The sequence below is a fragment of the Streptomyces klenkii genome, assembly GCF_003626645.1.
GTDB lineage: Bacteria > Actinomycetota > Actinomycetes > Streptomycetales > Streptomycetaceae > Streptomyces > Streptomyces klenkii.
Genome location: NZ_RBAM01000003.1, coordinates 1 through 25,487, shown reverse-complemented (window position 1 = coordinate 25,487; position 25,487 = coordinate 1). Strand labels below are relative to the sequence as shown.

28 protein-coding genes and 1 rRNA gene are annotated in these 25,487 nt (G+C 71.9%); 20 read left to right on the top strand and 9 right to left on the bottom strand.

What is annotated here, in order from left to right; genetic code table 11:
- Positions 1–31: 31 nt before the first annotated feature.
- From fabG to D7231_RS06840, 3 genes are all read left to right on the top strand, one after another.
- Positions 32–751, top strand: coding sequence for a 3-oxoacyl-[acyl-carrier-protein] reductase (gene fabG / locus D7231_RS06850; RefSeq protein ID WP_120754056.1), 720 nt, complete (start codon positions 32–34; stop codon positions 749–751).
- Positions 752–756: 5 nt separating this feature from the next.
- Complete coding sequence (gene fabI / locus D7231_RS06845; RefSeq protein ID WP_120754055.1) at positions 757–1,527, top strand: enoyl-ACP reductase FabI; 771 nt, start codon at positions 757–759, stop codon at positions 1,525–1,527.
- Positions 1,528–1,683: 156 nt separating this feature from the next.
- Positions 1,684–2,067 (top strand): hypothetical protein, encoded by a 384-nt coding sequence (locus D7231_RS06840; RefSeq protein ID WP_120754054.1) that lies wholly within the window; start codon positions 1,684–1,686, stop codon positions 2,065–2,067.
- Positions 2,068–2,096: 29 nt separating this feature from the next.
- On the opposite strand, the gene D7231_RS06835 is transcribed toward D7231_RS06840, so the two are convergent.
- Positions 2,097–2,777, bottom strand: coding sequence for a FadR/GntR family transcriptional regulator (locus tag D7231_RS06835; RefSeq protein ID WP_120754053.1), 681 nt, complete (start codon positions 2,775–2,777; stop codon positions 2,097–2,099).
- Between the two features lie 43 nt (positions 2,778–2,820).
- On the opposite strand from D7231_RS06835, the gene D7231_RS06830 reads away from it, so the two are divergent.
- The 4 genes from D7231_RS06830 to D7231_RS06820 all read left to right on the top strand — a co-directional run bounded on the left by D7231_RS06830 (position 2,821) and on the right by D7231_RS06820 (position 5,370).
- Positions 2,821–4,107 (top strand): CynX/NimT family MFS transporter, encoded by a 1,287-nt coding sequence (locus tag D7231_RS06830; protein WP_120754052.1) that lies wholly within the window; start codon positions 2,821–2,823, stop codon positions 4,105–4,107.
- A 104-nt stretch (positions 4,108–4,211) separates the two neighbouring features.
- Positions 4,212–4,331, top strand: a complete 120-nt coding sequence (locus D7231_RS38100; RefSeq protein ID WP_267470821.1) for an SGM_5486 family transporter-associated protein — start codon at positions 4,212–4,214, stop codon at positions 4,329–4,331.
- 203 nt (positions 4,332–4,534) lie between these two features.
- A complete protein-coding gene (locus D7231_RS06825) occupies positions 4,535–4,765 on the top strand; it encodes a hypothetical protein (protein ID WP_120754051.1) in 231 nt (76 codons plus the stop codon).
- An 86-nt stretch (positions 4,766–4,851) separates the two neighbouring features.
- A complete protein-coding gene (locus tag D7231_RS06820; protein ID WP_120754050.1) occupies positions 4,852–5,370 on the top strand; it encodes a SixA phosphatase family protein in 519 nt (172 codons plus the stop codon).
- A gap of 200 nt (positions 5,371–5,570) precedes the next feature.
- On the opposite strand, the gene serB is transcribed toward D7231_RS06820, so the two are convergent.
- Together serB and D7231_RS06810 are read right to left on the bottom strand one after the other, a co-directional pair.
- A complete protein-coding gene (gene serB, locus D7231_RS06815; protein ID WP_120754049.1) occupies positions 5,571–6,803 on the bottom strand; it encodes a phosphoserine phosphatase SerB in 1,233 nt (410 codons plus the stop codon).
- Positions 6,804–6,896: 93 nt separating this feature from the next.
- On the bottom strand, positions 6,897–8,561 hold the full coding sequence (locus tag D7231_RS06810; protein WP_120754048.1) for a streptophobe family protein: 1,665 nt from the start codon (positions 8,559–8,561) through the stop codon (positions 6,897–6,899).
- 229 nt (positions 8,562–8,790) lie between these two features.
- On the opposite strand from D7231_RS06810, the gene D7231_RS06805 reads away from it, so the two are divergent.
- Positions 8,791–11,400 carry an ABC transporter ATP-binding protein/permease gene (locus D7231_RS06805; RefSeq protein WP_120754047.1) on the top strand — a complete coding sequence of 870 codons (2,610 nt, stop codon included), beginning with the start codon at positions 8,791–8,793 and terminating at the stop codon, positions 11,398–11,400.
- 79 nt (positions 11,401–11,479) lie between these two features.
- On the opposite strand, the gene D7231_RS06800 is transcribed toward D7231_RS06805, so the two are convergent.
- Together D7231_RS06800 and D7231_RS06795 are read right to left on the bottom strand one after the other, a co-directional pair.
- Positions 11,480–12,187: a transglycosylase SLT domain-containing protein gene (locus tag D7231_RS06800; RefSeq protein ID WP_194960872.1), complete on the bottom strand. Its 708-nt coding sequence runs from the start codon at positions 12,185–12,187 to the stop codon at positions 11,480–11,482.
- 362 nt (positions 12,188–12,549) lie between these two features.
- On the bottom strand, positions 12,550–13,248 hold the full coding sequence (locus tag D7231_RS06795; RefSeq protein WP_194960871.1) for a nitroreductase family protein: 699 nt from the start codon (positions 13,246–13,248) through the stop codon (positions 12,550–12,552).
- A gap of 181 nt (positions 13,249–13,429) precedes the next feature.
- Here D7231_RS06795 and D7231_RS06790 point away from each other — a divergent pair, with 181 nt between their 5' ends.
- From D7231_RS06790 to D7231_RS06775, 4 genes are all read left to right on the top strand, one after another.
- Positions 13,430–14,605, top strand: coding sequence for a GAF domain-containing sensor histidine kinase (locus D7231_RS06790; RefSeq protein WP_120754044.1), 1,176 nt, complete (start codon positions 13,430–13,432; stop codon positions 14,603–14,605).
- Positions 14,598–15,242, top strand: coding sequence for a response regulator (locus D7231_RS06785; RefSeq protein ID WP_120754043.1), 645 nt, complete (start codon positions 14,598–14,600; stop codon positions 15,240–15,242). Before D7231_RS06790 ends, D7231_RS06785 begins: the two co-directional genes overlap by 8 nt.
- 163 nt (positions 15,243–15,405) lie before the next feature.
- Positions 15,406–15,642: a chaplin gene (locus tag D7231_RS06780; RefSeq protein ID WP_120754042.1), complete on the top strand. Its 237-nt coding sequence runs from the start codon at positions 15,406–15,408 to the stop codon at positions 15,640–15,642.
- Positions 15,643–15,819: 177 nt separating this feature from the next.
- Positions 15,820–16,245 (top strand): chaplin, encoded by a 426-nt coding sequence (locus D7231_RS06775; protein WP_120754041.1) that lies wholly within the window; start codon positions 15,820–15,822, stop codon positions 16,243–16,245.
- A gap of 93 nt (positions 16,246–16,338) precedes the next feature.
- Here D7231_RS06775 and D7231_RS06770 read toward each other — a convergent pair whose 3' ends face one another.
- A complete protein-coding gene (locus D7231_RS06770) occupies positions 16,339–17,145 on the bottom strand; it encodes a hypothetical protein (RefSeq protein WP_120754574.1) in 807 nt (268 codons plus the stop codon).
- A 90-nt stretch (positions 17,146–17,235) separates the two neighbouring features.
- Here D7231_RS06770 and D7231_RS06765 point away from each other — a divergent pair, with 90 nt between their 5' ends.
- The 4 genes from D7231_RS06765 to D7231_RS06750 all read left to right on the top strand — a co-directional run bounded on the left by D7231_RS06765 (position 17,236) and on the right by D7231_RS06750 (position 20,507).
- Positions 17,236–18,045 carry an ABC transporter ATP-binding protein gene (locus tag D7231_RS06765; RefSeq protein WP_030366709.1) on the top strand — a complete coding sequence of 270 codons (810 nt, stop codon included), beginning with the start codon at positions 17,236–17,238 and terminating at the stop codon, positions 18,043–18,045.
- 100 nt (positions 18,046–18,145) lie between these two features.
- On the top strand, positions 18,146–18,556 hold the full coding sequence (locus tag D7231_RS06760) for an NfeD family protein (RefSeq protein ID WP_194960986.1): 411 nt from the start codon (positions 18,146–18,148) through the stop codon (positions 18,554–18,556).
- Positions 18,557–18,680: 124 nt separating this feature from the next.
- Entirely contained in the window at positions 18,681–19,616 is a 936-nt protein-coding gene (locus D7231_RS06755) for an SPFH domain-containing protein (RefSeq protein ID WP_120754039.1), read from the top strand.
- Between the two features lie 117 nt (positions 19,617–19,733).
- The gene (locus D7231_RS06750) at positions 19,734–20,507 is read left to right on the top strand and encodes a sulfite exporter TauE/SafE family protein (protein WP_120754573.1); all 774 of its coding nucleotides are present in this window, start codon (positions 19,734–19,736) and stop codon (positions 20,505–20,507) included.
- Positions 20,508–20,521: 14 nt separating this feature from the next.
- Here D7231_RS06750 and D7231_RS06745 read toward each other — a convergent pair whose 3' ends face one another.
- Together D7231_RS06745 and D7231_RS06740 are read right to left on the bottom strand one after the other, a co-directional pair.
- Positions 20,522–21,016 (bottom strand): HNH endonuclease, encoded by a 495-nt coding sequence (locus D7231_RS06745; protein WP_120754572.1) that lies wholly within the window; start codon positions 21,014–21,016, stop codon positions 20,522–20,524.
- A gap of 428 nt (positions 21,017–21,444) precedes the next feature.
- Positions 21,445–21,984, bottom strand: a complete 540-nt coding sequence (locus D7231_RS06740) for a YbhB/YbcL family Raf kinase inhibitor-like protein (protein ID WP_120754038.1) — start codon at positions 21,982–21,984, stop codon at positions 21,445–21,447.
- A 138-nt stretch (positions 21,985–22,122) separates the two neighbouring features.
- On the opposite strand from D7231_RS06740, the gene D7231_RS36945 reads away from it, so the two are divergent.
- A complete protein-coding gene (locus tag D7231_RS36945; RefSeq protein WP_241999598.1) occupies positions 22,123–22,590 on the top strand; it encodes a guanyl-specific ribonuclease in 468 nt (155 codons plus the stop codon).
- Positions 22,587–23,018: a barstar family protein gene (locus D7231_RS06730; RefSeq protein WP_120754037.1), complete on the top strand. Its 432-nt coding sequence runs from the start codon at positions 22,587–22,589 to the stop codon at positions 23,016–23,018. The genes D7231_RS36945 and D7231_RS06730 overlap by 4 nt, the downstream gene beginning before the upstream one ends.
- Positions 23,019–23,076: 58 nt before the next feature.
- Here D7231_RS06730 and D7231_RS06725 read toward each other — a convergent pair whose 3' ends face one another.
- On the bottom strand, positions 23,077–23,859 hold the full coding sequence (locus D7231_RS06725; protein ID WP_120754036.1) for a sporulation protein: 783 nt from the start codon (positions 23,857–23,859) through the stop codon (positions 23,077–23,079).
- A 70-nt stretch (positions 23,860–23,929) separates the two neighbouring features.
- Between D7231_RS06725 and D7231_RS06720 the strand changes: the two genes are divergently transcribed.
- Together D7231_RS06720 and D7231_RS06710 are read left to right on the top strand one after the other, a co-directional pair.
- On the top strand, positions 23,930–24,577 hold the full coding sequence (locus D7231_RS06720; protein WP_120754035.1) for a DNA-3-methyladenine glycosylase: 648 nt from the start codon (positions 23,930–23,932) through the stop codon (positions 24,575–24,577).
- A gap of 588 nt (positions 24,578–25,165) precedes the next feature.
- Positions 25,166–25,487 (top strand): 16S ribosomal RNA (locus D7231_RS06710); the annotation flags it as partial.

The following is a 25,487-nucleotide window of genomic DNA, read 5'->3' as shown; positions in this document are numbered from 1 at the left end:
TGGCAGCTACACGTGAAGGAAGGGTGGTCCTTTGAGCCGCTCGGTTCTGGTCACCGGAGGAAACCGGGGCATCGGCCTCGCCATCGTCCGCGCCTTCGCGGAGGCGGGCGACAAGGTCGCCTTCACCTACCGCTCGGGTGAGCCGCCGGCCGCCCTCCTGGAGCTGGGGTGCCTCCCCGTCAAGTGCGACATCACGGACCCCGAGCAGGTCGAGCAGGCCTACAAGGAGATCGAGGAGAAGCAGGGCGCGGTCGAGGTGCTGGTGGCCAACGCCGGCGTCACCCGCGACCAGCTGCTGCTGCGGATGTCCGAAGAGGACTTCACCTCCGTCGTGGACACCAACCTCACCGGCACCTTCCGGGTCGTCAAGCGGGCCACGAAGGGCATGCTGCGCGCCCGCAAGGGCCGCGTCGTGCTGATCTCCTCCGTGGTGGGCCTGCTGGGCTCCGCGGGCCAGGCCAACTACGCCGCCTCCAAGGCCGGCCTGGTGGGCTTCGCCCGCTCGGTCGCCCGTGAGCTGGGCTCCCGGAACATCACCTGCAACGTCGTCGCCCCCGGCTTCGTCGACACCGACATGACCCGCGTGCTCACCGACGAGCAGCGCGAGGGCATCACCAAGCAGGTTCCGCTCGCGCGCTACGCACAGCCCGAGGAGATCGCCGCCTCGGTCCGCTTCCTCGCCTCCGACGAGGCCGCATACATCACTGGAGCCGTCATTCCTGTCGACGGCGGATTGGGCATGGGTCACTGAACGACATGAGTGGAATCCTCGCAGGCAAGCGCATTCTGGTCACCGGCGTCCTCACGGAGTCGTCGATCGCCTTCCAGGCCGCGAAGGTCGCCCAGAACGAGGGCGCCGAGGTCATCCTGACCGGCTTCGGCCGGCTCTCCCTGGTCGAGCGCATCGCCAAGCGCCTCCCCAAGGAAGCCCCGGTCATCGAGCTGGACGTCACCAACCAGGAGCAGCTGGACGGGCTGGCCGGCAAGGTGCGCGAGCTCCAGGGCGAGGACGCCCGGATCGACGGCATCGTGCACTCCATCGCCTTCGGCCCCCAGGGCGCCTTCAACTTCCTTGAGGCCACCTGGGAGGACGTCTCCACGGCCGTCCAGGTCTCGGCGTACTCCTACAAGTCGCTGACCATGGCCCTGCTGCCGCTGATGAGCGAGGGCGCCTCGGTCGTCGGCCTGACGTTCGACGCGCAGGTCGCCTGGCCGAAGTACGACTGGATGGGCGTGGCCAAGGCCGCCCTGGAGGGCACGAACCGCTACCTGGCGCGTGACCTCGGCCCCAAGGGCATCCGCTGCAACCTGGTCTCCGCCGGCCCCATCAAGTCGATGGCCGCCAAGTCCATCCCGGGCTTCGAGGAGCTCGCGGACGTGTGGAACCACCGCGCGCCCATCGGCTGGGACCTGGCCGACCCGGAGCCGGCCGGCCGCGGCGTCGTCGGCCTGCTGTCGGACTTCTTCCCGCGGACGACGGGCGAGATCGTCCACGTGGACGGCGGCGTCCACATGATGGGTGCCTGAGTCAGGGCCCAGCCTTTGACGGGGCGCCCATGATGGGCGCCCCGGACCCGTAGCGCACGCCCGGTGCCCGTTCCGTTACTCCGGAACGGGCACTGGGCTTTTCCGGCTCGTGCGCCGGGGCCGGCCCCCGCACACTGAAGGGCGGGAGGTACGCGCATGAGGTCCCCGCTCCGCCGCACCGCGGCCCTGCTGTTCTCCGCCACAGCTCTGGCGGGCTCCACGGCCCCGGCCTCCCCCGTGGCCGCCGCAGCACCGACCGCAGCACCCACCGCCTTGCCGGCCGCCGCCCGGGCAGGTGTCCGGGCAGGTGCCCGGCACGCCGAGTGCCGCACCCGCGTCCACGGCTCCCACGCCACCGCCCACTGCTTCAACGGCAACGCGACCACCGACCACGTCCAGCTGCACGTCGAGTGCGTGCGCTGGTGGGACCCGGACATGGACACCGCCCGGGCCGCCGTCGGCCCCGCCGGGCACGTCTCCCTCACGCAGCGCTGCTGGCTCGGCATACGCCACGCCTGGGTGACCCACCGCGCCGCCTGAGCCCGCTCTTTCGGGCCCGGCCCGGGAGCTCAGCAGGCGCCGGCCACGCCCCGGCAGCCGAACGGATAGGCGCTCGCCTCCGCCCCCGCCGTCTCCTCGTCCCCCTCCTCGATGGCCGCGACCAGCCGCCCGTGATCCACGAGCCCCTCGGGCCGCAGCGCCGTCCCCACGTCCGCCCGCAGGAACTCGCGCATCACCCCGCCGAGGTCCGCGTACACCTCGGACATCACCTCGTTGTGCGCGGCGGAGACGACGGCCGCGTGCAGCGTGGCGTCGGCCTCCACGAACCGCTCCGCGTCGCCCGAGCGCCATGCCTCCTCGCGCCGCTCCAGCAGCGCGGCCAGCTGCACCAGGTCCTGCTCGGTGCGGCGGCGGGCCGCGAGCCGGGCGGCCGAGGCCTCCAGGGCGCTGCGCAGCTCCGCCACGTGCAGCGGGTCGGCGTCGGCGAAGCGGCGGTTCATCACGCCGGCCAGCTCGCTGGTCGCGGCGACGTACGTGCCCGAGCCCTGCCGGATGTCCAGCAGCCCGTTGTGCGCGAGGGCGCGCACCGCCTCGCGCACGGTGTTGCGGGCCACACCGAGCTGTTCGACCAGCTCGGGCTCGGTGGGGATGCGCGAGCCGACCGCCCACTCGCCGGAGGTGATCTGGCCGCGCAGCTCGGCGATGACCTGGTCGACGAGGCAGGAGCGCCGGGGAGAGTTCAGTGGCATCGACAGCCTCCATTCATCCCATGATTCTATCTATGATGCGATCATGGCATCCACGGCAGACGAAGACCTCAGAGCAGCCGGCACCTCCGCGCCCGCCCCCGCATCCGCCGCACCCGCCTCCTCCCCGGCCGGTCCGGCCCGCCGGGCCCGGGGCGTCCCGCTCCTCGTCGTGGGCCTCGTCCTCGCCGCGCTCAACCTCCGCTCCGCCGTCACGAGCCTCGGCTCGCTCCTCAAGGAGGTCCGCGCCGACCTCGGCATGAGCGGGGCCGTGGCCGGCCTGCTGACGTCCGTGCCCGCCTTCTGCTTCGCCGTCTTCGGCCTCGCCGCACCCCGCCTGGCCCGCCGCTTCGGTCCCGCCGCCGTCGTCTGCGCCGGCATGGCGGCGATAACCGCCGGCCTCGCCCTGCGCCCGTACGTGGGCGGGGTCCCCGGCTTCCTCGCCCTCAGCGTGCTCGCGCTCGCGGGCATCGCCGTCAGCAACGTCCTGATGCCGCTGGCCGTCAGGCGCTGGTTCCCCGACCGGGTCGGCCCGATGACCGGCCTGTACTCCATGGCCATCGCCGCGGGCGCGGCGGGCGCCGCGGCCGCCACCGTGCCGCTCGCCGACGCGATGGGCCACAGCTGGCGCCTCGGCCTCGGCTCGTGGGCGCTGCTCGCCGCCGCGGCCGGACTGCTCTGGCTCGTGGTCGCCCGCCGTGACCGTACGGACGGCGCCGCGGCCCCCGCGGCCGCCGCGCAGGACGCCCCGCGCACCAGCATCACCCGCAGCCCCACCGCCTGGGCCCTCGGCATCTTCTTCGGCATCCAGGCCACCGGCGCCTATATCGTCATGGGCTGGATGCCGGCGATCTTCCGCGACGCCGGGGTGGCCCCCTCCACCGCGGGCGTCCTGAGCGCCGTCACGATGCTGACCGGCGTGCCGCTCGCCTTCGTGCTGCCGCGCCTCGCCGCCCGCCTGCCCCACCAGGGCGTCCTGGTCGTCATTCTGGGCTGCTTCGGCCTGGCCGGCTACGCGGGCCTGTGGCTGGCACCGGCCGGCGGCGCCTGGGTCTGGGCCGTGCTCCTCGGCGTGTCCAACAGCGCCTTCACGCTCGCCCTGACGCTGATCGGCATGCGCGCCCGCACCGGCGGGGGCGTGGTGCGGCTGTCGGCGTTCGCCCAGAGCATGGGCTACCTGATCTCCATCCCCGGCCCGCTGCTCGTGGGCTGGCTCAACGAGCGCACCGGCGGCTGGGACGTGCCGCTCGCCCTCATGGCCGCACTGATGGTTCCTCAGATCGTGGCGGGAGTGCTGGCCGGGCGCGCCCGCACCGTAGAGGACGAGCTCTGACGGCGTCGAGGACCAGCTCTGACGGCACGTGCCCGTTCCGCCCCGGCCTGCCCCGTACCGCCCCGGCCGCGGGCACGGGCGCGCGGGGTGGGACACTGGTCGGCATGCAGCCTGTGCTCGATCCGAACCCCAAGAACGGCCAGAAGGCCCTGCTGACGATCCTCGGGGCGATGCTCGCCATCACCGTGGTCATCTCGGTCATCGCGACGGTGTTCTCGCCCTGAGGCCCTGAGGCCCTGATGGCCCCAGCCCCCCGGTCCTGGCGGTCCGCCTCCATGCGGGGGTGGGGCTAACCCCCCGTCCCCTAGGGGGTCTGGGTCAGGGACAAGTGGGTGGTCCACCGGATGGGAGCGGCCCCCCGTTCTCCGTAGCTTCGTAGTACACCGCAACGCGGCGGTGCACAGAGCGCTCGGAGGCGATCGATCCCATGCCCGCCGGTAGGAAAGCGACCGCCGGTCCGAAGGCCCGGACCGCCGGCACGGTGCAGACGGGCCTGCCGTGGTGGGCCCTCGCGCTCGCCGTCGCGGCCTTCGCCGGCTTCTTCGCCCTCCTGGCCTCGCCCGCCTCCGCCGACCCCGGCCCGGACGCCGCCGGCGCGGGCACCGTCGCCCGCGTGGTCGCATTCGTCCAGCTGGCGCTGGGCGAGCTCGCCGCGTGACGGCATGCGGGGCGCGCGCGCCGCTTCGGGTGCAAGCCCCCCAACACCCCGCGCCTCGCCGTGGGTTTCGTGCGAAGCTGGACGGCATGAGCTCCGAACCGACCCGCAGGATCGTCATTCTCCGGCACGCCAAAGCCGAATGGTCCGACGGCGACGACCACGAACGCCCCCTCGCGGACCGTGGCCGCAAGGACGCCCCCGTCGCCGGCCGCTGGCTCGCCGGTTCCGGCGTCACCCCCGGCCTGGCCCTCTGCTCCACCTCCGCCCGCACCCGTGAGACGTGGAAGCTCGCCGTCTCCGAGCTGCCCGAGCGCCCCCGGACGGTCTACGAGGACCGGATGTACGAGGCCTCGCTCGGCGAGCTGATCGCCCTGCTCAACGAGGTCTCCGACGAGGTCCAGGACCTCGTTCTGATCGGGCACAACCCCGGCATGCACGCCCTGGCCGACGCCCTCGCGGGCGAGGCGGAGGGCGATCTGCTGGCCCGGATGAACCGCTCCGGCTTCCCCACCGCCGCCGTCGCGGTGCTGGCCTTCACCGGATCGTGGAAGTCCGTCGAGCACGGCGTGGGCCGCCTCGTCGCCTTCTGGACGCCTCACTCCTGACGGCGGCGCGCTGTCCGTACGGCTCCGGGCGCCGCACATTCCGCCGGACCCTCGCCGCGGGGGTACCTCGCCATTGCGGCGGACGCTCTTCTTCCGCCGCAACGGCGATCAGCCACGACGTGGTGGACCGGCCGTGCCGGACGGCGCCTCAGCCCCGCTGAGCAGCGCCCGGCACCGGCGCGTTCCCGGCCCGCCGGGGGCTACTCGTGCGTGCGCGCCGCCTCGACCTCTTCGCGCGTGACGCCCAGCAGATACAGCACCGTGTCCAGGAACGGCACGTTCACCGCCGTGTGCGCGGCCTGCCGGACCACCGGCTTGGCGTTGAAGGCCACGCCCAGCCCCGCCGCGTTGAGCATGTCGAGGTCGTTCGCGCCGTCGCCGATCGCCACGGTCTGCGCGAGCGGCACCCCCGCCTCGGCGGCGAACCGCCGCAGCAGCCGTGCCTTGCCCGCCCGGTCCACGATCTCCCCGGTGACCCGCCCGGTCAGCTTGCCGTCGGCGACCTCCAGGGTGTTCGCCGAGGCGAAGTCCAGCCCGAGCCGCTCCTGAAGGTCGTCGGTCACCTGGGTGAAACCGCCCGAGACCACGCCCACCTGGTAGCCGAGCCGCTTGAGGGTGCGGATCAGGGTCCGGGCGCCCGGCGTCAGCCGCACCTCCGCCCGCACCTTGTCCACCACGGACTCGTCCAGGCCCGCCAGCAGTGCCACCCGGGCGTGCAGCGACTCCTCGAAGTCCAGCTCGCCGCGCATCGCCCGCGCGGTCACCTCCGCCACCTCGGCCTCGCAGCCCGCGTGCGCCGCGAACAGCTCGATGACCTCGTCCTGGATCAGCGTGGAGTCCACGTCCATCACGATCAGGCGCTGCGCCCGCCGCTGGAGCCCCGCCGCGACGACCGCGACGTCCACCCCGCGCCGGTGCGCCTCCAGCGCGAGCGCGGTGCGCAGGGCCTCGGTCTCCGTGCCGGACACCGCGAATTCCACGGCGGTCACGGGGTACTTGGCGAGCCGGAAGATGCGGTCGATGTTGCCGCCCGTGCCGGTGATCCGCGCCGCGATGGCCGCCGTCGACTCGGCGGTGAGCGGGTGCCCCAGCACCGTGACGTGGGAACGCCCGGTGCCGCGCGGGCGGTTGTCGCCCCGGCCCGAGATGATCTCCGCCTGCATCCGCACCGACTCGGCCCAGCTGTGCACCGTGGCCCGCAGTTCGCCCTCGGCGTGTCCGCCGCCCTCCGGCGCCGTGACCAGCGCGCACAGCGTTATCCGGCCCCGGGTGACGACCTGCTCGATGTCGACGACGTCGACGGCGTACGCGGCGAGCGTGTCGAAGAGCCCGGCGGTGATGCCCGGCCGGTCCTTCCCGAAGATCTTGACGAGGAGCGTCGGCTCGTCGTCGCTGGTTACGGGGGTGGCAGGCGAGGTCTGCGATGCACTCATGGTCCTCTTACCGTATCGGGCCCCGTACCCGATACGTACAGGTGTCCCGGGGAGCGGACGGCGAAGACATGGCCTACTTCGTGTGAACCCTGGTCAACGCCGCCATGGCGGCGGCCCGGGCGGCGGAGGCGGTGGTTCCTCGGGCGGCGGGGCGCCGTAGCGGTATCCGCTGCTCCGGGGCCGCCTCGGCGGCGGCAGGGGCCGGCCCGTCTGCGTCGGAGCGGTGGAGCGCTCGTCGGGCAGCAGGGGCCGCTTGTACGGGTTGGTGTCGTCCTGCGCGGGCCGCCCCGGCGAGGGGCGGTACGGGCCGGGAGGCCCCGCGGCCTGCGGGCGCGGGTGGCCCGTGCCCGCCGCGGCCGTGCCAGCCGGGGCCGGGCGGGCCGCCGCTCCCGGCCCCCGGCTCACCGCCCGCCGCCCCGCCGTTCCCGTCGCGCACGCCAGCAGGCCCCCCAGGGCCCCGGCGGCGGCGCCCCACGCGGCGCCCAGGGCCAGCGCCATCGGAGCGTTGCCCCGCAGCTCCAGGCCCGCCCCGAACACGTCGAAGCCCAGCACCGACAGGCTCGCGTCCGCCTTCACGCGGGTCGCCAGCACCAGCAGCGGCAGGGCCGCGGCGGTCGCCACCCCCAGGGCCACGGCGCAGCGCGCGGCGAACGCCGTCGCCCCCAGGCCGTCCCGCGGCGTACGGACCGCGGTGAGCACCCCGACGCACAGCATCATCAGCGCGCAGGCCACCGCCAGGAGCCACACCAGCGAGTCGAGCTCCGCCAGCCGCCCCAGCGTGACCGGCTCGTCGGCCCGCGCGCTGAGCAGCTCGTCCAGCGGCGAGGGCAGCACCTTGGTGAGCGCGCCGCTGGCCGTACCGCGCCAGGAGACGAACAGCCCCAGCGGCACCGCGAGGAACACCCCGTTCGGCGCCCCGAGCAGCGCCGCCCCGAGGACCCGCTTCGGGGCGTCGTCCCCGGTGGCCGCGTACGCCGCGGCGGCCAGGCCCGCCCCCACCGCCAGGACGAGCACCGCGCACAGCGCCGACGCCGCGGGCCGCACGCCGCGGTGCAGCGCCTCCCAGCCGCGGGGGAGCGGCGCGCGCCGCGCGGCCAGCACCGCGATCAGCAGCACGCCCAGCACCCAGGCCGCGCCGCCGAGCAGCGAGGGCCCGGTCCGGACGCTGAAGCCGACGGCCGCCTTGGCGTTCGCCAGCCCGTTGAGCCGGTCCGGCAGCCCGCCCGCGATGTCCCCGATGTCGCCGATCCCCGGGATCTCCAGCTTGGGGCCGCCTCCGCCCCCGCCGCCCCCGAGACCCAGGCCGCTCCCGTCGAAGGTGATCGAGTCCTCCCCGGCCCAGGCGAGGCCGGCGAGCAGGACGAGAAACAGGACGGCCACTGAGGCGGCCCGTACGGCGAGCTCTCCGGCGCCGATCGTGGCACCGGCCCTTCGCAACGATCGCGCAAAGATCATTCCCAGCAGGAGGGCGCCCACGAGGCTCACTCCCAGTGGCGCGATATCGATGGCGGTGTGCGCCCCGGCGCCCTTCAGTCCGAATGCTTCAATATCGCCCGAAGGCATGAGGGATCCGCCCACGGCCAGTACGACGGCGGCCGCCGTCATCGGCCCGAGCGCGCCCGCCGCATCCGCGCCCAGCAGGTGCAGCCCCAGCGCGGCGATCCCGGCCATGGCCAGAAAAGCCCAGCTCACAGCGGCAATGGAAGTCAGCAGCAGCTCGGCCGGGCGCACTGCGCGCCGGCCCCCGTCCATGCTCATCACGGCCCCCCGTGCCGGTCAGCAACCTGGCTGTTGCCCGGATACGCATGATCCGTACATATCCGTGGCGGTAACTACTCTCAGGGTGCGTTTCGGTGGCGTCAACGGTGCCTGTTACACGGTCGCGGCAATCCCCGACTTTCGGTTCGGGGACTGTGCCTGAAATAGTTCCTCCCGATGTTCGCCATCCCTAGACTCCCCTTGCAGGGGGCTCATCGGGGGACAAGTAGTGGGGCATGGAGTGCCGGAACTCGTACTGGAATTGAATGGACAGACCTGGACGCTCGATCCGTCCAGGTCCTACACCCTCGGGCGGGATCCGCAGGGTGACATGGTGCTGCAAGACGCGCGCGTCTCGTGGCGGCACGCCACCGTACGGTGGGAGGGCCGCAGTTGGGTCATCGAGGACCACGGCAGCACCAACGGCACGTACGTGCAGGGCCAGCGGATCCACCACATGGAGATCGGCCCCGGCTCGACGGTGCACCTGGGCAACGCGACGGACGGTCCGCGGCTGAACCTCAGCGCGGGCGCCGCCGGCGCCGGAGTCGGAGCCCCCGCCGCGGACCTCTACAGCGCGCAGACGGCCATGGCCGCGCCGTTGCAGCAGCAGGCCCCGCCGCAGCAGGCGCCGCACCAGCCGCCTCAGCACCAGCAGCCCGGCGCCTGGCAGCAGCCGGGGCAGCAGCCCCAGCAGTACCAGCAGCCGCAGCAGGGAGGCTGGCAGCAGCAGCCCCAGCAGGCCTACGTCCCCCAGCAGCCGGGCCCCGGCGGCCACCAGCCCCCCGCGCACGGCGGCACGCCCTCGCAGGGCGGCGCCCCGCCCGTTTACGGCGACCGCAGCCCCACGAGCTTCCACCAGATGGCCGTCGGCCGCGGCACGATGCGCATCGGCCGTGCCCTGGAGAACGAGCTGGTCGTCTCCGACCTCCAGGTCTCCCGCCACCACGCCGAGTTCCGCGCCACCGGCGACGGCCGGTTCGAGATCGTCGACCTCGGCAGCCACAACGGCACCTACGTCAACGGCCAGCCGGTCCGCCAGCAGGTCATCGGCCCCAACGACATCGTCGGCGTCGGTCACTCCACCTTCCGCCTGGTCGGCGACCGCCTGGAGGAGTTCGTCGACACCGGCGACGTCTCCTTCTCCGCGCGCCACCTCACGGTCACCGTCGAGGGCGGCAAGCAGATCCTCAAGGACGTCTCCTTCGGCGTCCCGGAGAAGTCCCTCATCGCCGTCATCGGCCCCTCGGGCTCCGGCAAGTCCACCCTGCTCAAGGCGCTCACCGGCTACCGGCCCGCCAACCAGGGCGACGTCCTCTACGACAACCGGAATCTGTACAAGCAGTTCGCCGAGCTGCGCCAGCGCATCGGTCTGGTCCCGCAGGACGACATCCTGCACAAGGAGCTCACCGTCCGGAAGGCGCTGCGCTACGCCGCCAAGCTCCGCTTCCCCGGCGACACCGCGGCCTCCGAGCGCGAGGCCCGCATCGACGAGGTGCTGCGCGAGCTCAAGCTCGACATCCACAAGGACAAGAAGGTCACCGCCCTCTCCGGCGGCCAGCGCAAGCGCGTCTCGGTCGCCCTGGAGCTGCTGACCAAGCCCTCGCTGATCTTCCTCGACGAGCCCACCTCCGGCCTCGACCCGGGCATGGACCGCGACGTCATGCAGCTGCTGCGCGGCCTCGCCGACGACGGCCGCACCGTCCTCGTGGTCACGCACTCCGTCGCCGAGCTGGCGCTCTGCGACAAGCTGCTCGTCATGGCCCCCGGCGGCTCCGTCGCCTACTTCGGCCCGCCCGAGGAAGCCCTCAACTTCTTCGGCTACGAGACCTGGGCGGACGTCTTCTCGGCCTTCGAGAACTACCGCGACTACGACTGGTCGGGCCGCTGGCGCGGCTCGCAGCACTACCAGATGTACGCGGCCGACATCGACGCCGTCGCCCCGCAGTCCGTCCACGTCCAGCCGCAGATGGTGCGCCCGCCGAAGGCCCAGAGCTGGGGCTCCCAGCTGTGGACCCTGATGCGCCGCTACGCCTCCGTCATCGCCTCGGACCGCGGCTTCATGGCGCTGATGCTGATCCTCCCGGCCGTCCTCGGCGGCGTGAGCACCGTGATCCCGTCCGACTTCGGGCTCGGCCCCGCGACCAAGGGCCACTTCAACCAGGACGCCGGCACGATCATGCTGATCCTCGCGGTCGGCATGTGCTTCTCCGGAGCCGCCAACTCCGTCCGTGAGCTGATCAAGGAACGGGTCATCTACGAACGGGAGCGGGCCGTCGGCCTCTCCCGCTCCGCCTACCTGATGTCCAAGGTGGTCGTCCTCGGCCTGATCACCGCGGTGCAGGGCGCCCTCATCTGCGCCATCGGCTTCTCCGTCCGCAAGCTGCCGGAGAGCGGCCTGATCTTCAAGGCCGCGCCCGCCGTCGAGCTCTGCCTGGTGATCATCGCCCTGGGCTTCACCTGCATGATGATCGGCCTCGTCATCTCCGCACTGGTGAAGACCGCCGAGAAGACCATGCCGCTGCTGGTGATGTTCGCGATCGTCCAGGTCGTCTTCACCGGCATCCTGTTCAAGATCTACGACTCACCCGGCGTCGAGCAGGTCGCCTGGCTGATGCCGGCCCGCTGGGCCATCGCCGGCTCCGGCACCACGCTGGACCTCTCCCACGTCATGGCCCCGTTCGACAAGAGCAGGCCCCCCAAGCTCGACCCGCTCTGGGAGCACACCGCCACCCAGTGGGGCATCGACATCGTGGCCCTCATCGTCATCGGCGTCGCCTGCGGATTCGCGGTCGCACGTTTGCTGCGCCGTCACGAGCCCGAGGTCATGCGCAAGTAGTCGCACGCTTCCGTACGCGCCGAAGGGCGGCACCCGCAACCGGGTGCCGCCCTTCGGCGTTGTGTCCGCGCTCACGCTCTTAGTAGGCGGAGTTCACGTTGTCCATCGAGCCGTACACCTTGGCCGCGTAGTTGCAGGCGGCGGTGATGTTGGCGACCGGGTCGTAGATGTTCCAGGACGTGCCCTCGACGTGGTACGCCTTGAAGGTCGGGTCGATCACCTGGAGCAGGCCCTTGGACGGGATGCCCTTGGCGGCGTTCGAGTCCCAGTTGTTGATGGCGTTCGGGTTGCCCGTCGACTCCCGCATGATGTTGCGGTAGATGCCGTTGTAGGAGCCCGGGATGCCCTTGGCCTTCATGATGTCCAGGGCTTCCTTGATCCAGCCGTCAAGGTTGTTGGCGTAGGTCTTCGGGGCCGGGGCGGCCTGGACCGGCTTGCGCTCGGCGGACCGGCTCGCGGCCTCCTTGTCGGCGCGCTCCTTGTCGGCCTTGGCCTTGGCGGCGGCCGCGTCGGCGTCCGCCTTCTTCTTGGCCTCGGCCTCGGCCTTCGCCTGCTTGGCAGCGGTCTCGGCCTGCTTGCCGAGGTGCTCCTGCTGCTCCTGGGTGCCGAAGGCCTCCCCGCTCCACGCGACCGGCTTCACGGCGATGGACTGGGCGCTGGTCCCGGTGTCCGAGGAGTCCGGTATCGCGGCGAACGTCAGGGCCGCGACGCCCGCGGCGGCGATGCCCGCGGTGGTGAACTTCTGGATCTTGGTCAGGCGGCTATAGCCAGAGATGGGGGAGCGCATGATTGTGCTGAACCTCTTCTGATCGCTTCAAGTCGCAGTGGCCCGGATCGGCGCGAAAAAGCGCCGCGTCTCGATCGACGGCGCCGTGCAACGTGAGAATTCTTAGCGGCCGCAAAAAGGTTCGGCAAAGGAGTGACGTACTACCCGGCTTCGTTGCCGAGGGGCTGGCGGGGAGGCCCGGCAGGAAGGTCAAAAGGGCCTCTGCCACCCGCTTACGCCGGATTTATCTCTCCACTAAGCGCGGTCGTAGGTGACGTGCGTCCTATGTGCGGCGTCACACCGGGCGAGCGCCCTCATCGCCCGGTGCGACCGGTCCCGCACGCAGCGTGCCCGTACGAGCCGGGCCTCTGCCCGTACCCTGCTCAGACCTCCACGAGCACCTGATCGAGGCTCTTGCGCACCAGGTCCGGCACCTCGCAGTCGTCCGCCGGATAGCCGACCGGGATCACCGCGAACGCCTTCTCGTTCACCGGCCGCCCCAGCGCCTCCGACAGGAACCGCATCGGGCTCGGCGTGTGCACCAGCGCCGCCAGCCCCGACAGGTGCAGCGCCGACAGCAGCATCCCGACCGCGATGCCGACCGACTCGTCCACGTAGTAGTGCTTGCGCTTCTCCCCGCCCTCGCCCAGCCAGTACCGCTGCTGGAAGACCACGATCAGCGCCGGCGCGTCCGTCAGGTGCGGCTTGACCTCGTCCGTGCCCAGCGGCCGCAGCGCCTCCAGCCACTCCTCGCCCAGCCGCCCCGCGTACGACAGCTGCTCCTCTTCCTCCGCGGCCGCACGGATGCGCCGCCGCACCCCGGGGTCCTTCACCAGGACGAAGGTCCACGGCTGCTGGTGCGCCCCGGAGGGCGCGGTGGCCGCGCACGCGATCGCGTCCCGCACCACCTGATCCGGCACCGGGTCCGGCGAGAACTGCCGTACGGTCCGGCGCCGCCCCATGCGCTCGCGCAGCTCCGCGGCACGGGCGAGGGACTCGGCGGTGGGCATGCGCTCGGGGCGGTAGGCCACGGGCCGGTAGGGATCGCCGTGGGTGGGCGTCCACTCGGTTGGTATAGACATGACGAGAACATGCCCGCTACCTGGTCGCGGGCAATCGTCCCCTCGTACGGAACCGGCGGGCACCACCGGACCACCGGACCATCGGCCCGCCGGCAGGACCACCGGCCTAGGGCTTGGGAACCAGCCCCCGGCCGTCGGCGGCCCGATCCGGCCGGCCCGGGACCCTCGGTACCGTGATCTCATGACCACCGGCCACCGCTCCGGCCTCACCGCCGTGAGCACCGCACTCCTCGCCATGAGCAGACACCTACAGGTGCACGACGTCCTCAAGACGATCGTCGTCTCCGCCCGGGAGCTGCTGGGCGCCCGGTACGCGGCCCTCGGCGTCCCCGACGACCACGGCGGCTTCGCCCAGTTCGTCGTCGACGGCGTCAGCGACGAGCAGTGGAAGGCCATCGGCCCCCTGCCCCGCCAGCACGGCGTCCTCGCCGCGATGATCCAGCAGGCCACCCCCGAGCGCCTCGCCGACGTCCGCGCGGACCCCCGCTTCGGCGGCTGGCCGGCCGCCCACCCCAACATGCGCGACTTCATCGGCATGCCGGTCGCCGACGGCGACGAGATCCTCGGCGCCCTCTTCCTCGCCAACAAGAAGCGGCCCGACCGCGCCGGCGAGCCGCCCTGCGGCCTGGAGGACGCGCCCACCTGCGGCTTCACCGCGGAGGACCAGGAGCTGCTGAGCGTGCTGGCCCAGCACGCGGCCATCGCCCTCACCAACGCCCGCCTCTACGAGCGCAGCCGCGAGCTGACCATCGCCGAGGAGCGCGCCCGCCTCTCCCACGAGCTGCACGACGCCGTCGCCCAGAAGCTCTTCTCCCTGCGGCTGACCGCCCAGGCCGCCGCCGCGCTCGTCGACCGCGACCCGGCCCGCGCCAAGGAGGAGCTCCACGAGGCCGCCAGGCTCGCCGCGGAGGCCACCGACGAGCTCCGCGCCGCGGTCGTCGAACTGCGGCCCGCAGGGCTCGACGAGGACGGCCTCGTGGCCACCCTGCGCACCCAGGTCCAGGTCCTCGACCGCGCCCACACCGCCAAGGTCACCTTCGCCTCCCACGGCATACGGGCCCTGCCGGCCGCCCAGGAGGAGGCGCTCCTGCGCGTCGCCCAGGAGGCCCTGCACAACGCCCTGCGCCACTCCGGGGCGGACCGCGTCCAGGTCACCCTCACCCGGGCGGGGCAGGGCGCGGCCCTGTGCGTGGCCGACGACGGCTGCGGCTTCGAGCCCGAGGCGGTCCGCAAGGCCGGGCGCCATCTGGGCCTGGTGTCCATGCGCGACCGTGCCAGCGGCGTCGGCGGCAGTCTGACCGTTACCTCGGAGCCCGGCCTGGGCACCGCGATCGAGATGGAGGTGCCCGGTGGCTGAGGACGTGATCCGCGTGGTGCTGGTGGACGACCACCAGGTGGTCCGCAGGGGCCTGCGCACCTTCCTGGAGGTCCAGGACGACATCGAGGTGGTGGGGGAGGCCGCGGACGGCGCCGAGGGCGTCGAGCGCGCGGAGGAGCTGCGCCCGGACGTCGTCCTCATGGACGTGAAGATGCCCGGCATGGACGGCATCGAGGCGCTGCGCCGGCTGCGGGAGCTGGAGAACCCCGCGCGGGTGCTGATCGTCACCAGCTTCACCGAGCAGCGCACGGTCGTCCCGGCCCTGCGCGCGGGCGCGGCGGGCTACGTCTACAAGGACGTGGACCCCGATGCCCTGGCGGGCGCGATCCGCTCGGTGCACGCCGGGCACGTCCTGCTCCAGCCCGAGGTGGCCGGGGCGCTGCTGTCGCAGGACGAGCCCGGCGGCGGCCACGGGCGGGGCAACGCGCTGACCGAGCGCGAGCGGGAGGTGCTGGCGCTGATCGCGGACGGCCGGTCCAACCGGGAGATCGCGCGGGCGCTGGTGCTCTCGGAGAAGACCGTCAAGACCCACGTGTCGAACATTTTGATGAAGCTGGATCTCGCCGACCGCACGCAGGCGGCCCTGTGGGCCGTCCGACATGGGATCGGAGCCTGATCAGAGGCGGCGGACGGCAAAGCGGAACGTCGCATTCTGATCAGTGATTCATACGACCGTGTGGCTGTCGCCCCGGCCCCGCAACCCGAATGGCCGCAGCCCGTTCTCCATGGCGTACCGCGGCGGCTGGCCGTGGCAACGCCCTAGGAAGGTCATAAGAAGAGTGAAGAACATGAAGAAGGCCGCAGTCCTCACCATCGCCGCCGGCGGTCTCGCCATCGCCGGTGCGGGTGTTGCTTCCGCGCACGAGGCCGACGGCAAGGCGGTCAACTCCCCGGGTGTCGTCGCGGGCAACGTCGTCCAGGTGCCCGTGCACGTCCCCGTGAACGTCTGCGGCAACACCATCAACGTGGTCGGCTTCCTCAACCCGGCCGCCGGCAACCTCTGCATCAACAAGTAAGCCCGGTGCGTTCCGCCTGCCCGGTGTGCGCCGCATAGCCGGGCAGGCGTGGGCGAGCAATCGTCCGAACGAGGGCAACACCGCCGATGGCCGTGCCGTCGGCGGTGTGCTGGCGTTCATCACTACGCGACCCCGCGGCTGGGGCCGCTGAGAACGTCAGCAGAAGGAAGACCCTCCATGAACAGTGCCAAGAAAGCAGCCCTCGCTCTGGCGGTCACAGGGCTCGCCGTCGGTTCCACCGCGGCCGTCGCATCCGCGCACGACCACGGTGGCCGCCAGGTGCTCCAGCACCGCCACCACCCGGGAGGCGCCATCGCCAACGGCGCCGCCAAGGGCTCGCCGGGCGTTGTCTCCGGCAACGTCATCCAGGTGCCGATCCAGATCCCGCTGAACGTCTGCGGCAACAGCATCGACATCATCGGCCTGCTCAACCCGACCTTCGGGAACACCTGCGTCAACGCCGCCCCGGGCTGGGACGAGTTCCACGCCCACCGCGAGTTCCACGGCCACGGCCACGGAGGTGGCCACGACAAGCACGGCCACGAAGGCGGCTGGGGCGGTCACGGTGACCACGGCGGTCACGGCGACCACGACGACGACTGACCGTACCGGCGCAACGGGAAGGCCCCGCGGACCTCAGGGACCGCGGGGCCTTCCCGCGCCCCGCCCTCGTCGCCCCCGTCCGCGGTCACCGCCTCAGTGCCGTCTGCGGGCCCGCTCCTCGACGATCGCGTTGTACGCGGCCACCTGGGCCCGCCGCGCCGTCCGCTCCACCGGCCGCAGCGCCTGCGCCCGTGCCGCTATCTCCGACGCGCTCACCGCGGCCCCGTGCTCGCGGCCGCCGCCGTCCCCCGGCGCGTGGGCGATCGCGATCAGCGCCCCCACGCGCTGCGCCAGCTCCAGCACCCGCACCGCCCGCGGCGGATACCCCGGGGCCAGCACCTCGCTCCCGCGCTCCGCGCGCGCCCGGTACGCCTCCAGTGCCGCCTGCGCCACGGGCCCCGAGCCCGCCACGTCCAGCCGGGTGAGCACCTCCGTGGCGTCCCGCAGTGCCTCCGCGAGCTCCCGCTCGGCCTCTCCGAGCGAGGGCACGTCCGCCGGGTGCGCGTCCCGCGCGGGCAGGCAGTGCCAGAGCACCTCGACGTGCACGTCGCCCTCCGGCCCGGCCTCGTACACCTCCGGCACGAGCCCCAGCGCGGCCCCCGTGGCGACGACCGCCTCCCCGGCCTCCAGGGCGCGGGCGTTGAACTCCGGCGGGCCGCTCAGGCCCAGCGGGTGCCCGGGCGCGGGCAGCGCGAGGCGCAGCCCCGTGGCCCCGAGGGCCCGAAGCCGGCCGAGCGCGAGCGTCAGGCCGACGGGCCCGGATTCACCGGGAAGGCCCATGACGCGGTGGACGACGTCATCTCCGGTGATGTGGTGCGCGGCGTCATCAGGTGCGGCAAAACCCGCAATAAGGGCATTTCCCCACGCGGTGAGGCGTCCTGAGCGATGTTCATCGAGCATGGTCACCAGCCTAAGGACTGGCGCCCCCGGCGGGTGGCGTAGGTTTTCCCTGGGGGCTGCGCTTACCGGCGCCGCGACGACGAGACTGCAATGGGAGACAACGCGCTCATGAGCGAAGTGCTGGAACTGGTGGACGTATCCGTGGTCCGCGAGGGCCGGGCTCTGGTGGACCAGGTCTCCTGGTCGGTCAAGGAGGGAGAGCGCTGGGTCATCCTGGGCCCCAACGGCGCCGGCAAGACCACCCTCCTGAATGTCGCCTCCAGCTACCTCTTCCCGACCACCGGCACGGTCAAGGTCCTGGGCGAGAAGCTGGGCTCCGTGGACGTCTTCGAGCTGCGCCCGCGCATCGGCGTGGCGGGCATCGCCCTGGCGGACAAGCTGCCGCGCAGCCAGACCGTCCTGGAGACCGTCCTCACCGCCGCCTACGGCATGACGGCCACCTGGCAGGAGAACTACGAGGAGGTCGACGAGCAGCGCGCCCGCGCCTTCCTCGACGTCCTCGGCATGACCGAGCTGCTGGACCGCAAGTTCGGCACCCTCTCGGAGGGCGAGCGCAAGCGCACCCTCATCGCCCGCGCGATGATGACCGACCCCGAGCTGCTGCTGCTCGACGAGCCCGCCGCGGGCCTCGACCTCGGCGGCCGCGAGGACCTCGTCCGCCGCCTCGGCCGGCTCGCCCGCGACCCGCTGGCCCCCTCGATGATCATGGTGACGCACCACGTCGAGGAGATCCCCGCCGGCTTCACCCACGTCCTGATGATCCGCCAGGGCAAGGTGCTGGCCGCGGGCCCCGTCGAGCTGGAGCTCACCTCCCGCAACCTCTCGCACTGCTTCGGCCTCCCGCTGGTCGTCGAGCGCAAGGGCGACCGCTGGACGGCCCAGGGCCTGCCGCTCTCCTGACGCCGCTTTTCCTGACGCCGCGCCCGGAGCGGGGCGCCCCGCCGCGGGCGCCCTGTCCCGGGGCGCCCGCCCCGCCTACCATGACCTTGTGGACACATGGGTGTGGTGGCTGGTGGCCGCCGTCGGACTGGGCATCCCGCTGGTCGTGACCGCGATGCCCGAGTTCGGCATGCTTGCGATCGGCGCCGTCGCCGCCGCCGTGACCAATGCGCTCGGCGCGGGCACCGTGGCGCAGTTCATCGTCTTCGCGGCCGTCTCGGTCGCCCTCATCGCCGTCGTCCGGCCGATCGCCATGCGGCACCGCGCCCAGCGGCCCGCGCTGGCGAGCGGCGTGGAGGCCCTCAAGGGCCGGCAGGCCGTCGTCCTCGAACGGGTCGACGGCAACGGCGGCCGCATCAAGCTCGCGGGCGAGACCTGGTCGGCCCGCTCCCTCGACGAGGACCGCGTCTTCGAGGCCGGCGAGCACGTCGACGTCGTCGAGATCGAGGGGGCGACGGCCCTCGTCATGTGACGCGCGATCCGACGCGGCCCCATGAAGTGCCGTCAACGCCTGCACGGCGGTCCCGCGTTCTGAAAGACTCGAACTGGATCAGCCCGGTCCACCCGATCAATGACCAGAGGCACGGGGAGCCCCGATGGAACCGATCATCATCGTCCTGATCATCTTGGTGGTGCTCGTCTTCATCGCCCTCATGAAGACGGTGCAGGTCATCCCGCAGGCCAGCGCCGCCATCGTGGAGCGCTTCGGCCGCTACACCCGCACCCTCAACGCCGGCCTGAACATCGTCGTCCCCTTCATCGACTCCATCCGCAACCGCATCGACCTCCGCGAGCAGGTCGTGCCGTTCCCCCCGCAGCCGGTGATCACCCAGGACAACCTGGTCGTCAACATCGACACCGTCATCTACTACCAGGTGACCGACGCCCGCGCCGCCACGTACGAGGTCTCCAGCTTCATCCAGGCCATCGAGCAGCTCACCGTCACCACCCTGCGCAACATCATCGGCGGCATGGACCTGGAGCGGACCCTGACCTCCCGCGAGGAGATCAACGCCGCGCTGCGCGGCGTCCTCGACGAGGCCACCGGCAAGTGGGGCATCCGCGTCAACCGCGTCGAGCTCAAGGCCATCGAGCCTCCGACCTCCATCCAGGACTCGATGGAGAAGCAGATGCGCGCCGACCGTGACAAGCGCGCCGCGATCCTCACCGCCGAGGGCATCCGCCAGTCCCAGATCCTCACCGCCGAGGGCGAGAAGCAGTCCGCGATCCTGCGCGCCGAGGGCGAGGCCCGGGCCGCCGCGCTGCGCGCCGAGGGCGAGGCCCAGGCCATCCGTACGGTCTTCGAGTCCATCCACGCCGGCGACGCCGACGAGAAGCTGCTCGCCTACCAGTACCTCCAGATGCTGCCGAAGATCGCCGAGGGCGACGCCAACAAGCTCTGGATCGTGCCCAGCGAGATCGGCGACGCGCTCAAGGGCCTCAGCGGTGCCGTCGGCAGCCTCAGCCCCACGGCCGGTGCGCCCAAGATCCGCAAGGACTCCCCGCGCCGCGAGCAGCCGGGCATCGACTGACGGTTCGTCCTCCGACGATTCGTCTTCGACCGGCAGCCGCCCTCTCCTGCATGATCAACGAGGCCCCCCGACCTGTCACGGCGGGGAGGCGACAAACGGATCATGAAGGAGATGGCCTTGTCCATCTGGGAAGCACTCGCGGTCTTCGCCGCCGGCATCGGCGCCGGCACCATCAACACCATCGTCGGCTCCGGCACCCTGTTCACCTTTCCGGTGCTCCTCGCCATCGGCCTGCCGCCGGTGACCGCCAACGTCTCCAACACCATCGGCCTGGTCACCGGCAACATCAGCGGTGCCGTCGGCTACCGGCGCGAGCTCCGCGGCCAGGGCGCCCGAGCCGTCCGCCTCGGCCTCACCGCCCTCGTCGGCGGCCTCGCCGGAGCCGTCCTGCTGCTCGCCCTGCCGTCCAAGGCGTTCAACGCGATCGTGCCCGCCCTCATCGGCATCGCCCTCGTCCTCGTCATCCTCCAGCCCCGGCTCGCCAAGGCGCTCGCCCGCCGCCGCGAACGCAACGGCACCGAAGCGACCGCCCACCCCGACGGCGGCCCCGCCCTCCTCGTGGGCCTGCTCCTCGCCAGCGCCTACGGCGGCTACTTCGGAGCGGCCCAAGGAGTGCTCTACCTCTCCCTGATGGGCCTGCTGCTCCGCGAGGACCTCCAGCGCATCAACGCCCTCAAGAACATCCTGGCCGTCGTCGTCAACGGCGTCGCCGCCCTGGTCTTCGTCTTCGCCGCCCACGTCGACTGGACCGCCGCCCTCCTCATCGCCGCCGGCTCCACCCTCGGCGGCCAGATAGGAGCCAAGGTCGGCCGCCGCCTGTCACCCACGGCGCTGCGCGGCGTCATCGTCGCGGTGGGCGTCGTCGCCATCGTGCAGATGGTGCTGCGTTAGGCCACGGCGCTGAGTTAGGCCACGGCGCTGCGGCGACCGGGGGTGCCGTACGCCCCCGCCGCCAGCAGCAGCGACTCCGCCGGAGTGGGCTCGAACGGGAGCTTCAGCAGCGGCATCCCCGCCTGCTCCGGCGTCCGGTCCGCCTTGCGGTGGTTGTCCTCCGCGCACGCCGCGACCGTATTGAGCCAGCTGTCCTCGCCCCCGCGGGACCGCGGCACCACGTGGTCCACCGTCGTGGCCCGCCGCCCGCAGTACGCGCACCGGTGCCCGTCCCGCACCAGCACTCCCCGCCGCGACCAGGGCGCCCGTCTTCGGAACGGCACCCGTACGTACCGGCAGAGCCTGATCACCTGCGGTGCGGGCACCTCGACCGCCGGGCCCCGCACCCGGCGCCCCGGCCGGGCCTGCTCGACCACGGCCTTGCCCTGAAGCACGAGCACCACCGCACGCCGCAGCGACACCGTCGCCAGCGGCTCGAAGCTCGCATTGAGGACCAACGTCTCCCGCATCCCGGCCACCTCCCGGCTCATCCCGCCCCAGCGGCGAGATGGCTCAACTGTGCCGGTGCCGTCGCGGACCGGACAACGCAATTTCCTTATACGAAAAGGAAGTTGAGAGGAGTGAGACGGGAAGTGAGCAGGGAGGGAACGGGGAGGAACGGGGGGCAACGCTCCGGGCCCTTCCCCCGTGACGAACACGGGCCCGGAGCGTACGGCAGCGGACGCGGTCGCCCGGCACGCAGCCCGGCTCCGGCAGACCGCGGGCACAAAAAGCGCCCCGCCGCCCCCGCCACTGCGGTGTCCACTGCCCGACGGCCATGCGGAGCCGTCAGCCATGCACCACTGTGCGATCCAAGGGCGGCGGGGCGCAACGGAATTTCCGCGGCCACGCCGGGCCGTGCCGGGCCCGCGCCGGTGGGCGGGCCCGCCCGGGGGCCTCAGCCCGCGGCCGGCACCTCGTACTCACCGATCAGCCGGGCCCGGCCCAGCGCGTGGAACCGCAGGTGGAAGCCCACCACGGCCGGCGACGCGTCCGCGTCCGGGCCGAGCTTCTCCTCGTCCACGGCGTACACCGTGAACACGTAGCGGTGCGGCCCGTCGCCGGCCGGCGGAGCGGCCCCGCCGAAGTCCCGCGTGCCGTAGTCGTTGCGCGCGTGCACCACGCCCGCCGGCAGCCCCTTCATGTCCCCGCTGCCCGCACCCGCCGGCAGCTCCGTCACCGAGGCCGGGATGTCGAACAGCACCCAGTGCCAGAACCCGCTGCCCGTCGGCGCGTCCGGGTCGTAGCACGTCACCGCGAAGCTCTTCGTGCCCGCGGGGAAACCCTCCCAGCGCAGGTGCGGAGACGTGTTCCCCCCGCTGTGGACCTGACCCCGGCCGAGCGTCCCACCATCCGTCAGATCGTCGCTCACCACCGTGAACGAGGGCACCGGCGGGTGGAAATCGTGGGGGAGCGGCCGTCGCTTCTGCTCGGACACCTCTGGGCCTCCTGTAACGCGCGGGATGCTGCGGATCACTTGCTGCGGATCGCGGCGGATCACTTGGCGGATCTGCGGATCCACTGAGGACGCCAGCCTAACGAGCCCTCAGAGCCTCCGGCTGAGACCATACGAAGCGTGCTTCGACAGTTCAGCCTCATCGGACGACCGGCCGGCCGCGCCCTGCGCAGCCTGACCGTCCTCCTCGCCGCCCTCCCCCTGCTCCTCCTGCCCGCCTGCTCCTCCTCGGACGGCAGCCACAGCAAGAAGGGCGGGGGCGGCGGAGCCTCGACCGCCGCACCACCCGCGCCCGCGTGGGCACACGGCATGAAGACCGTCTCGCGGGAGAAGCTGCCGCCCGAGGCCCGCAAGACCCTCGACCTCATCGACAAGGGCGGCCCGTTCCCGCACGACAAGGACGGCACCGTCTTCGGCAACTACGAGAACCGGCTGCCGAAACAGGCCCGCGGCTACTACCACGAGTACACCGTCCCCACGCCCGGGGCCCGCAACCGCGGCGCACGCCGCATCATCGCCGGCAGCCACGCCGAGCGCTACTACACCAGCGACCACTACGAAACCTTCGAAGCGGTGGTACAGCCATGACCGACCTGCTGCCCGCCCCCGGACTCACCGGACTCCTCCTCGGCACGACCCCGCCGGGCGTCTACCGGCTGCCCCCCGCCGACACCGCCCCCCGCGTCATGGCGCTCGCCGCCGAGGCCGACTGGCGGGGGGCCACCCTGCACCTGGGCGGGGTGACCACCAAGACCGCCTTCATGGACCGCTGCGCCACCGACCTCGAACTCCCCGACTGGTTCGGCCGCAACTGGGACGCCCTCGCCGACTGCCTCACCGACCTCTCGTGGTGGCGGGAGGAAGGCAAGGCACGCGGCTTCCTGGTGCTCGCCGAGGAGTGGGCGGCCTTCAGGAAGGCGGCGTCGCGCGAGGCCCGTACGGCCGAGGCCGTCTTCGGCGACGCCGTCGACTACTGGGCCGAGGCGGAGTCACCGCTGGCGGTACTGCTGGGTTAGCCGGTGGGGGTGACCGGCGGGGGATGGGGGAGAGCGGCGGGCGAGCCGGCCGGAGCGATCAGAACCAGTTGCGCCGGCCGCCGACCTCCGCCAGCCACTGGTTGAGGTAGGCCGCCCAGTCCGTCTGCCCGTACGCGTGCAGGTCGACCGTGAACGACCGGTACGTGTCACTGCCCTCGGTGAACAGCCCCGGCTTCTTGTCCATCTCCAGCACGACGTCCATCTCGCGGTCGTCCGCGACGAACGACAGCTCCACCTCGTTCAGCCCCCGGTACTGCGACGGGGCCCGGAACTCGATCTCCTGGTAGAAGGGCAGCCGCTGACGCGTCCCGCGGATGTGGCCGCGCTCCAGGTCCGCGCTCTTGAAAGCGAAGCCCAGCTGCCCGAAGGCGTCCAGGATCGCCTGCTGCGCCGGCAGCGGGTGCACGTTCACCGGATCGAGGTCCCCGGAGTCGACGGCGCGCGCGATCGCCAGGTGCGTGGTCACCCCCACGTTCATGCCGGTGAGGTGCCGCCCGAGGAAGGTGGTGACCGGCGTCTCCCACGGGATCTCCAGCCCGAACGGCACCGTGTGCACCGCCCCGGCCTGCACCTCGAACGCCCCGCCCAGCTGCACGCGCGTGAACTCGACGTCCTGCTTGTACTCGCTGTCGTCGCCCTCGACCTCGACGCGGGCCTGCAACCCGACGGACAGCGCCTGGATCGCCTGGGCGACGGAGCCGCCCTGGATGCGGACCTCGCCCTGGACGATGCCGCCCGGGACGACGTTCTCCTCGAACAGCACCGTCTCCACCGAAGCGCCCCCGGCGCCCAGGCTCGCCAGCAGCTTCTTGAACCCCATGACCGCGACCTCTCCTCTTCTGTTCTTACCGATCCGGTCTTGCCGTCCCGGTCCGTTACGCTCGATCGGCATGATCGCAGCGCCTGACCGTATGCCCATCACCCGGGACTTCTTCGCCCGTCCCGTGCTCGAGGTCGCCCCCGAACTGCTCGGCCGCACCCTCGTCCGCACGACCCCCGACGGGCCGATCGAGGTCCGCATCACGGAGGTCGAGGCGTACGCGGGCGAGGCGGACCCCGGCTCCCACGCCTACCGCGGCCGGACCGAGCGCAATGCCTCGATGTTCGGACCGCCCGGCCACGCGTATGTCTACTTCATCTACGGCATGTGGTTCAGCCTCAACCTCGTCTGCGGGGAGGAGGGCACCGCGAGCGGCGTCCTCCTCAGGGCGGGCGAAGTGATCAGGGGCCAGGAGCTCGCCCGGGAACGCCGCCCCAAGGCGCGCAAGGACCGCGAGCTGGCCCAGGGCCCGGCGCGGCTGGCCACGGCACTGAGTGTCGACCGGGGATTGAACGGCACGGACGTGTGCGCGGGCCCCGACGCCCCGCTGTCCGTCCTCACCGGCCACCCCGTGCACCCGGACCGCATCCGCAACGGCCCGCGCACCGGCGTGGGCGGCGAGGGGGCGACCCACCCTTGGCGCTTCTGGGCGGACGGCGACCCGACGGTCAGCCCGTACCGGGCGCACGTTCCGCGGAACAGGGGAGGCGGTCGGTGAGGAGGGCGGTGAGGCGGGGGCAAGACCGGCCGACAGGCCGGTGCTTGACTTCGGGGTGAGGAGGACCTAACGTAGCCCGAGCCGCTTGAGACGGACGCGCTGTGTGCACGGACCGGTGGGCGGCACCACTCACTACCTACGAGGTCACCCCGGATCGGGGTCATATTTTGCTGTGCCGAAATATGACGCCGGACGGACTCGATCGGCTCGATTAGGAGCCGGACGGGAAAGCCGCTAAAGTAGTGAACACCCCGCCGACGGGGATCGGAAAACGAATTTCGAGCCGGAAACGGCAAGGAAAACGATCTGATAGAGTCGGAACACGAAATACCGAAGGGAAGCGCCCGGAGGAAAGCCCGAGAGGGTGAGTACAAAGGAAGCGTCCGTTCCTTGAGAACTCAACAGCGTGCCAAAAGTCAACGCCAGACTATAAAATACCCCGTCTCCAGTCATCTGACTGGGACGCGGTTCCTTTGAAAAGTCCTTCCTCTTGAGGAAGGCACACAGCGAGGACGCTGTGAACGACCGGGATTATTCCTCCTGGTTGTTCCGCTCAACGCGAGTGTCACACCGGATTACCGGTAAACATTCACGGAGAGTTTGATCCTGGCTCAGGACGAACGCTGGCGGCGTGCTTAACACATGCAAGTCGAACGATGAAGCCCTTCGGGGTGGATTAGTGGCGAACGGGTGAGTAACACGTGGGCAATCTGCCCTGCACTCTGGGACAAGCCCTGGAAACGGGGTCTAATACCGGATATGACCTTCGAGCGCATGCTTGAAGGTGGAAAGCTCCGGCGGTGCAGGATGAGCCCGCGGCCTATCAGCTTGTTGGTGGGGTGATGGCCTACCAAGGCGACGACGGGTAGCCGGCCTGAGAGGGCGACCGGCCACACTGGGACTGAGACAC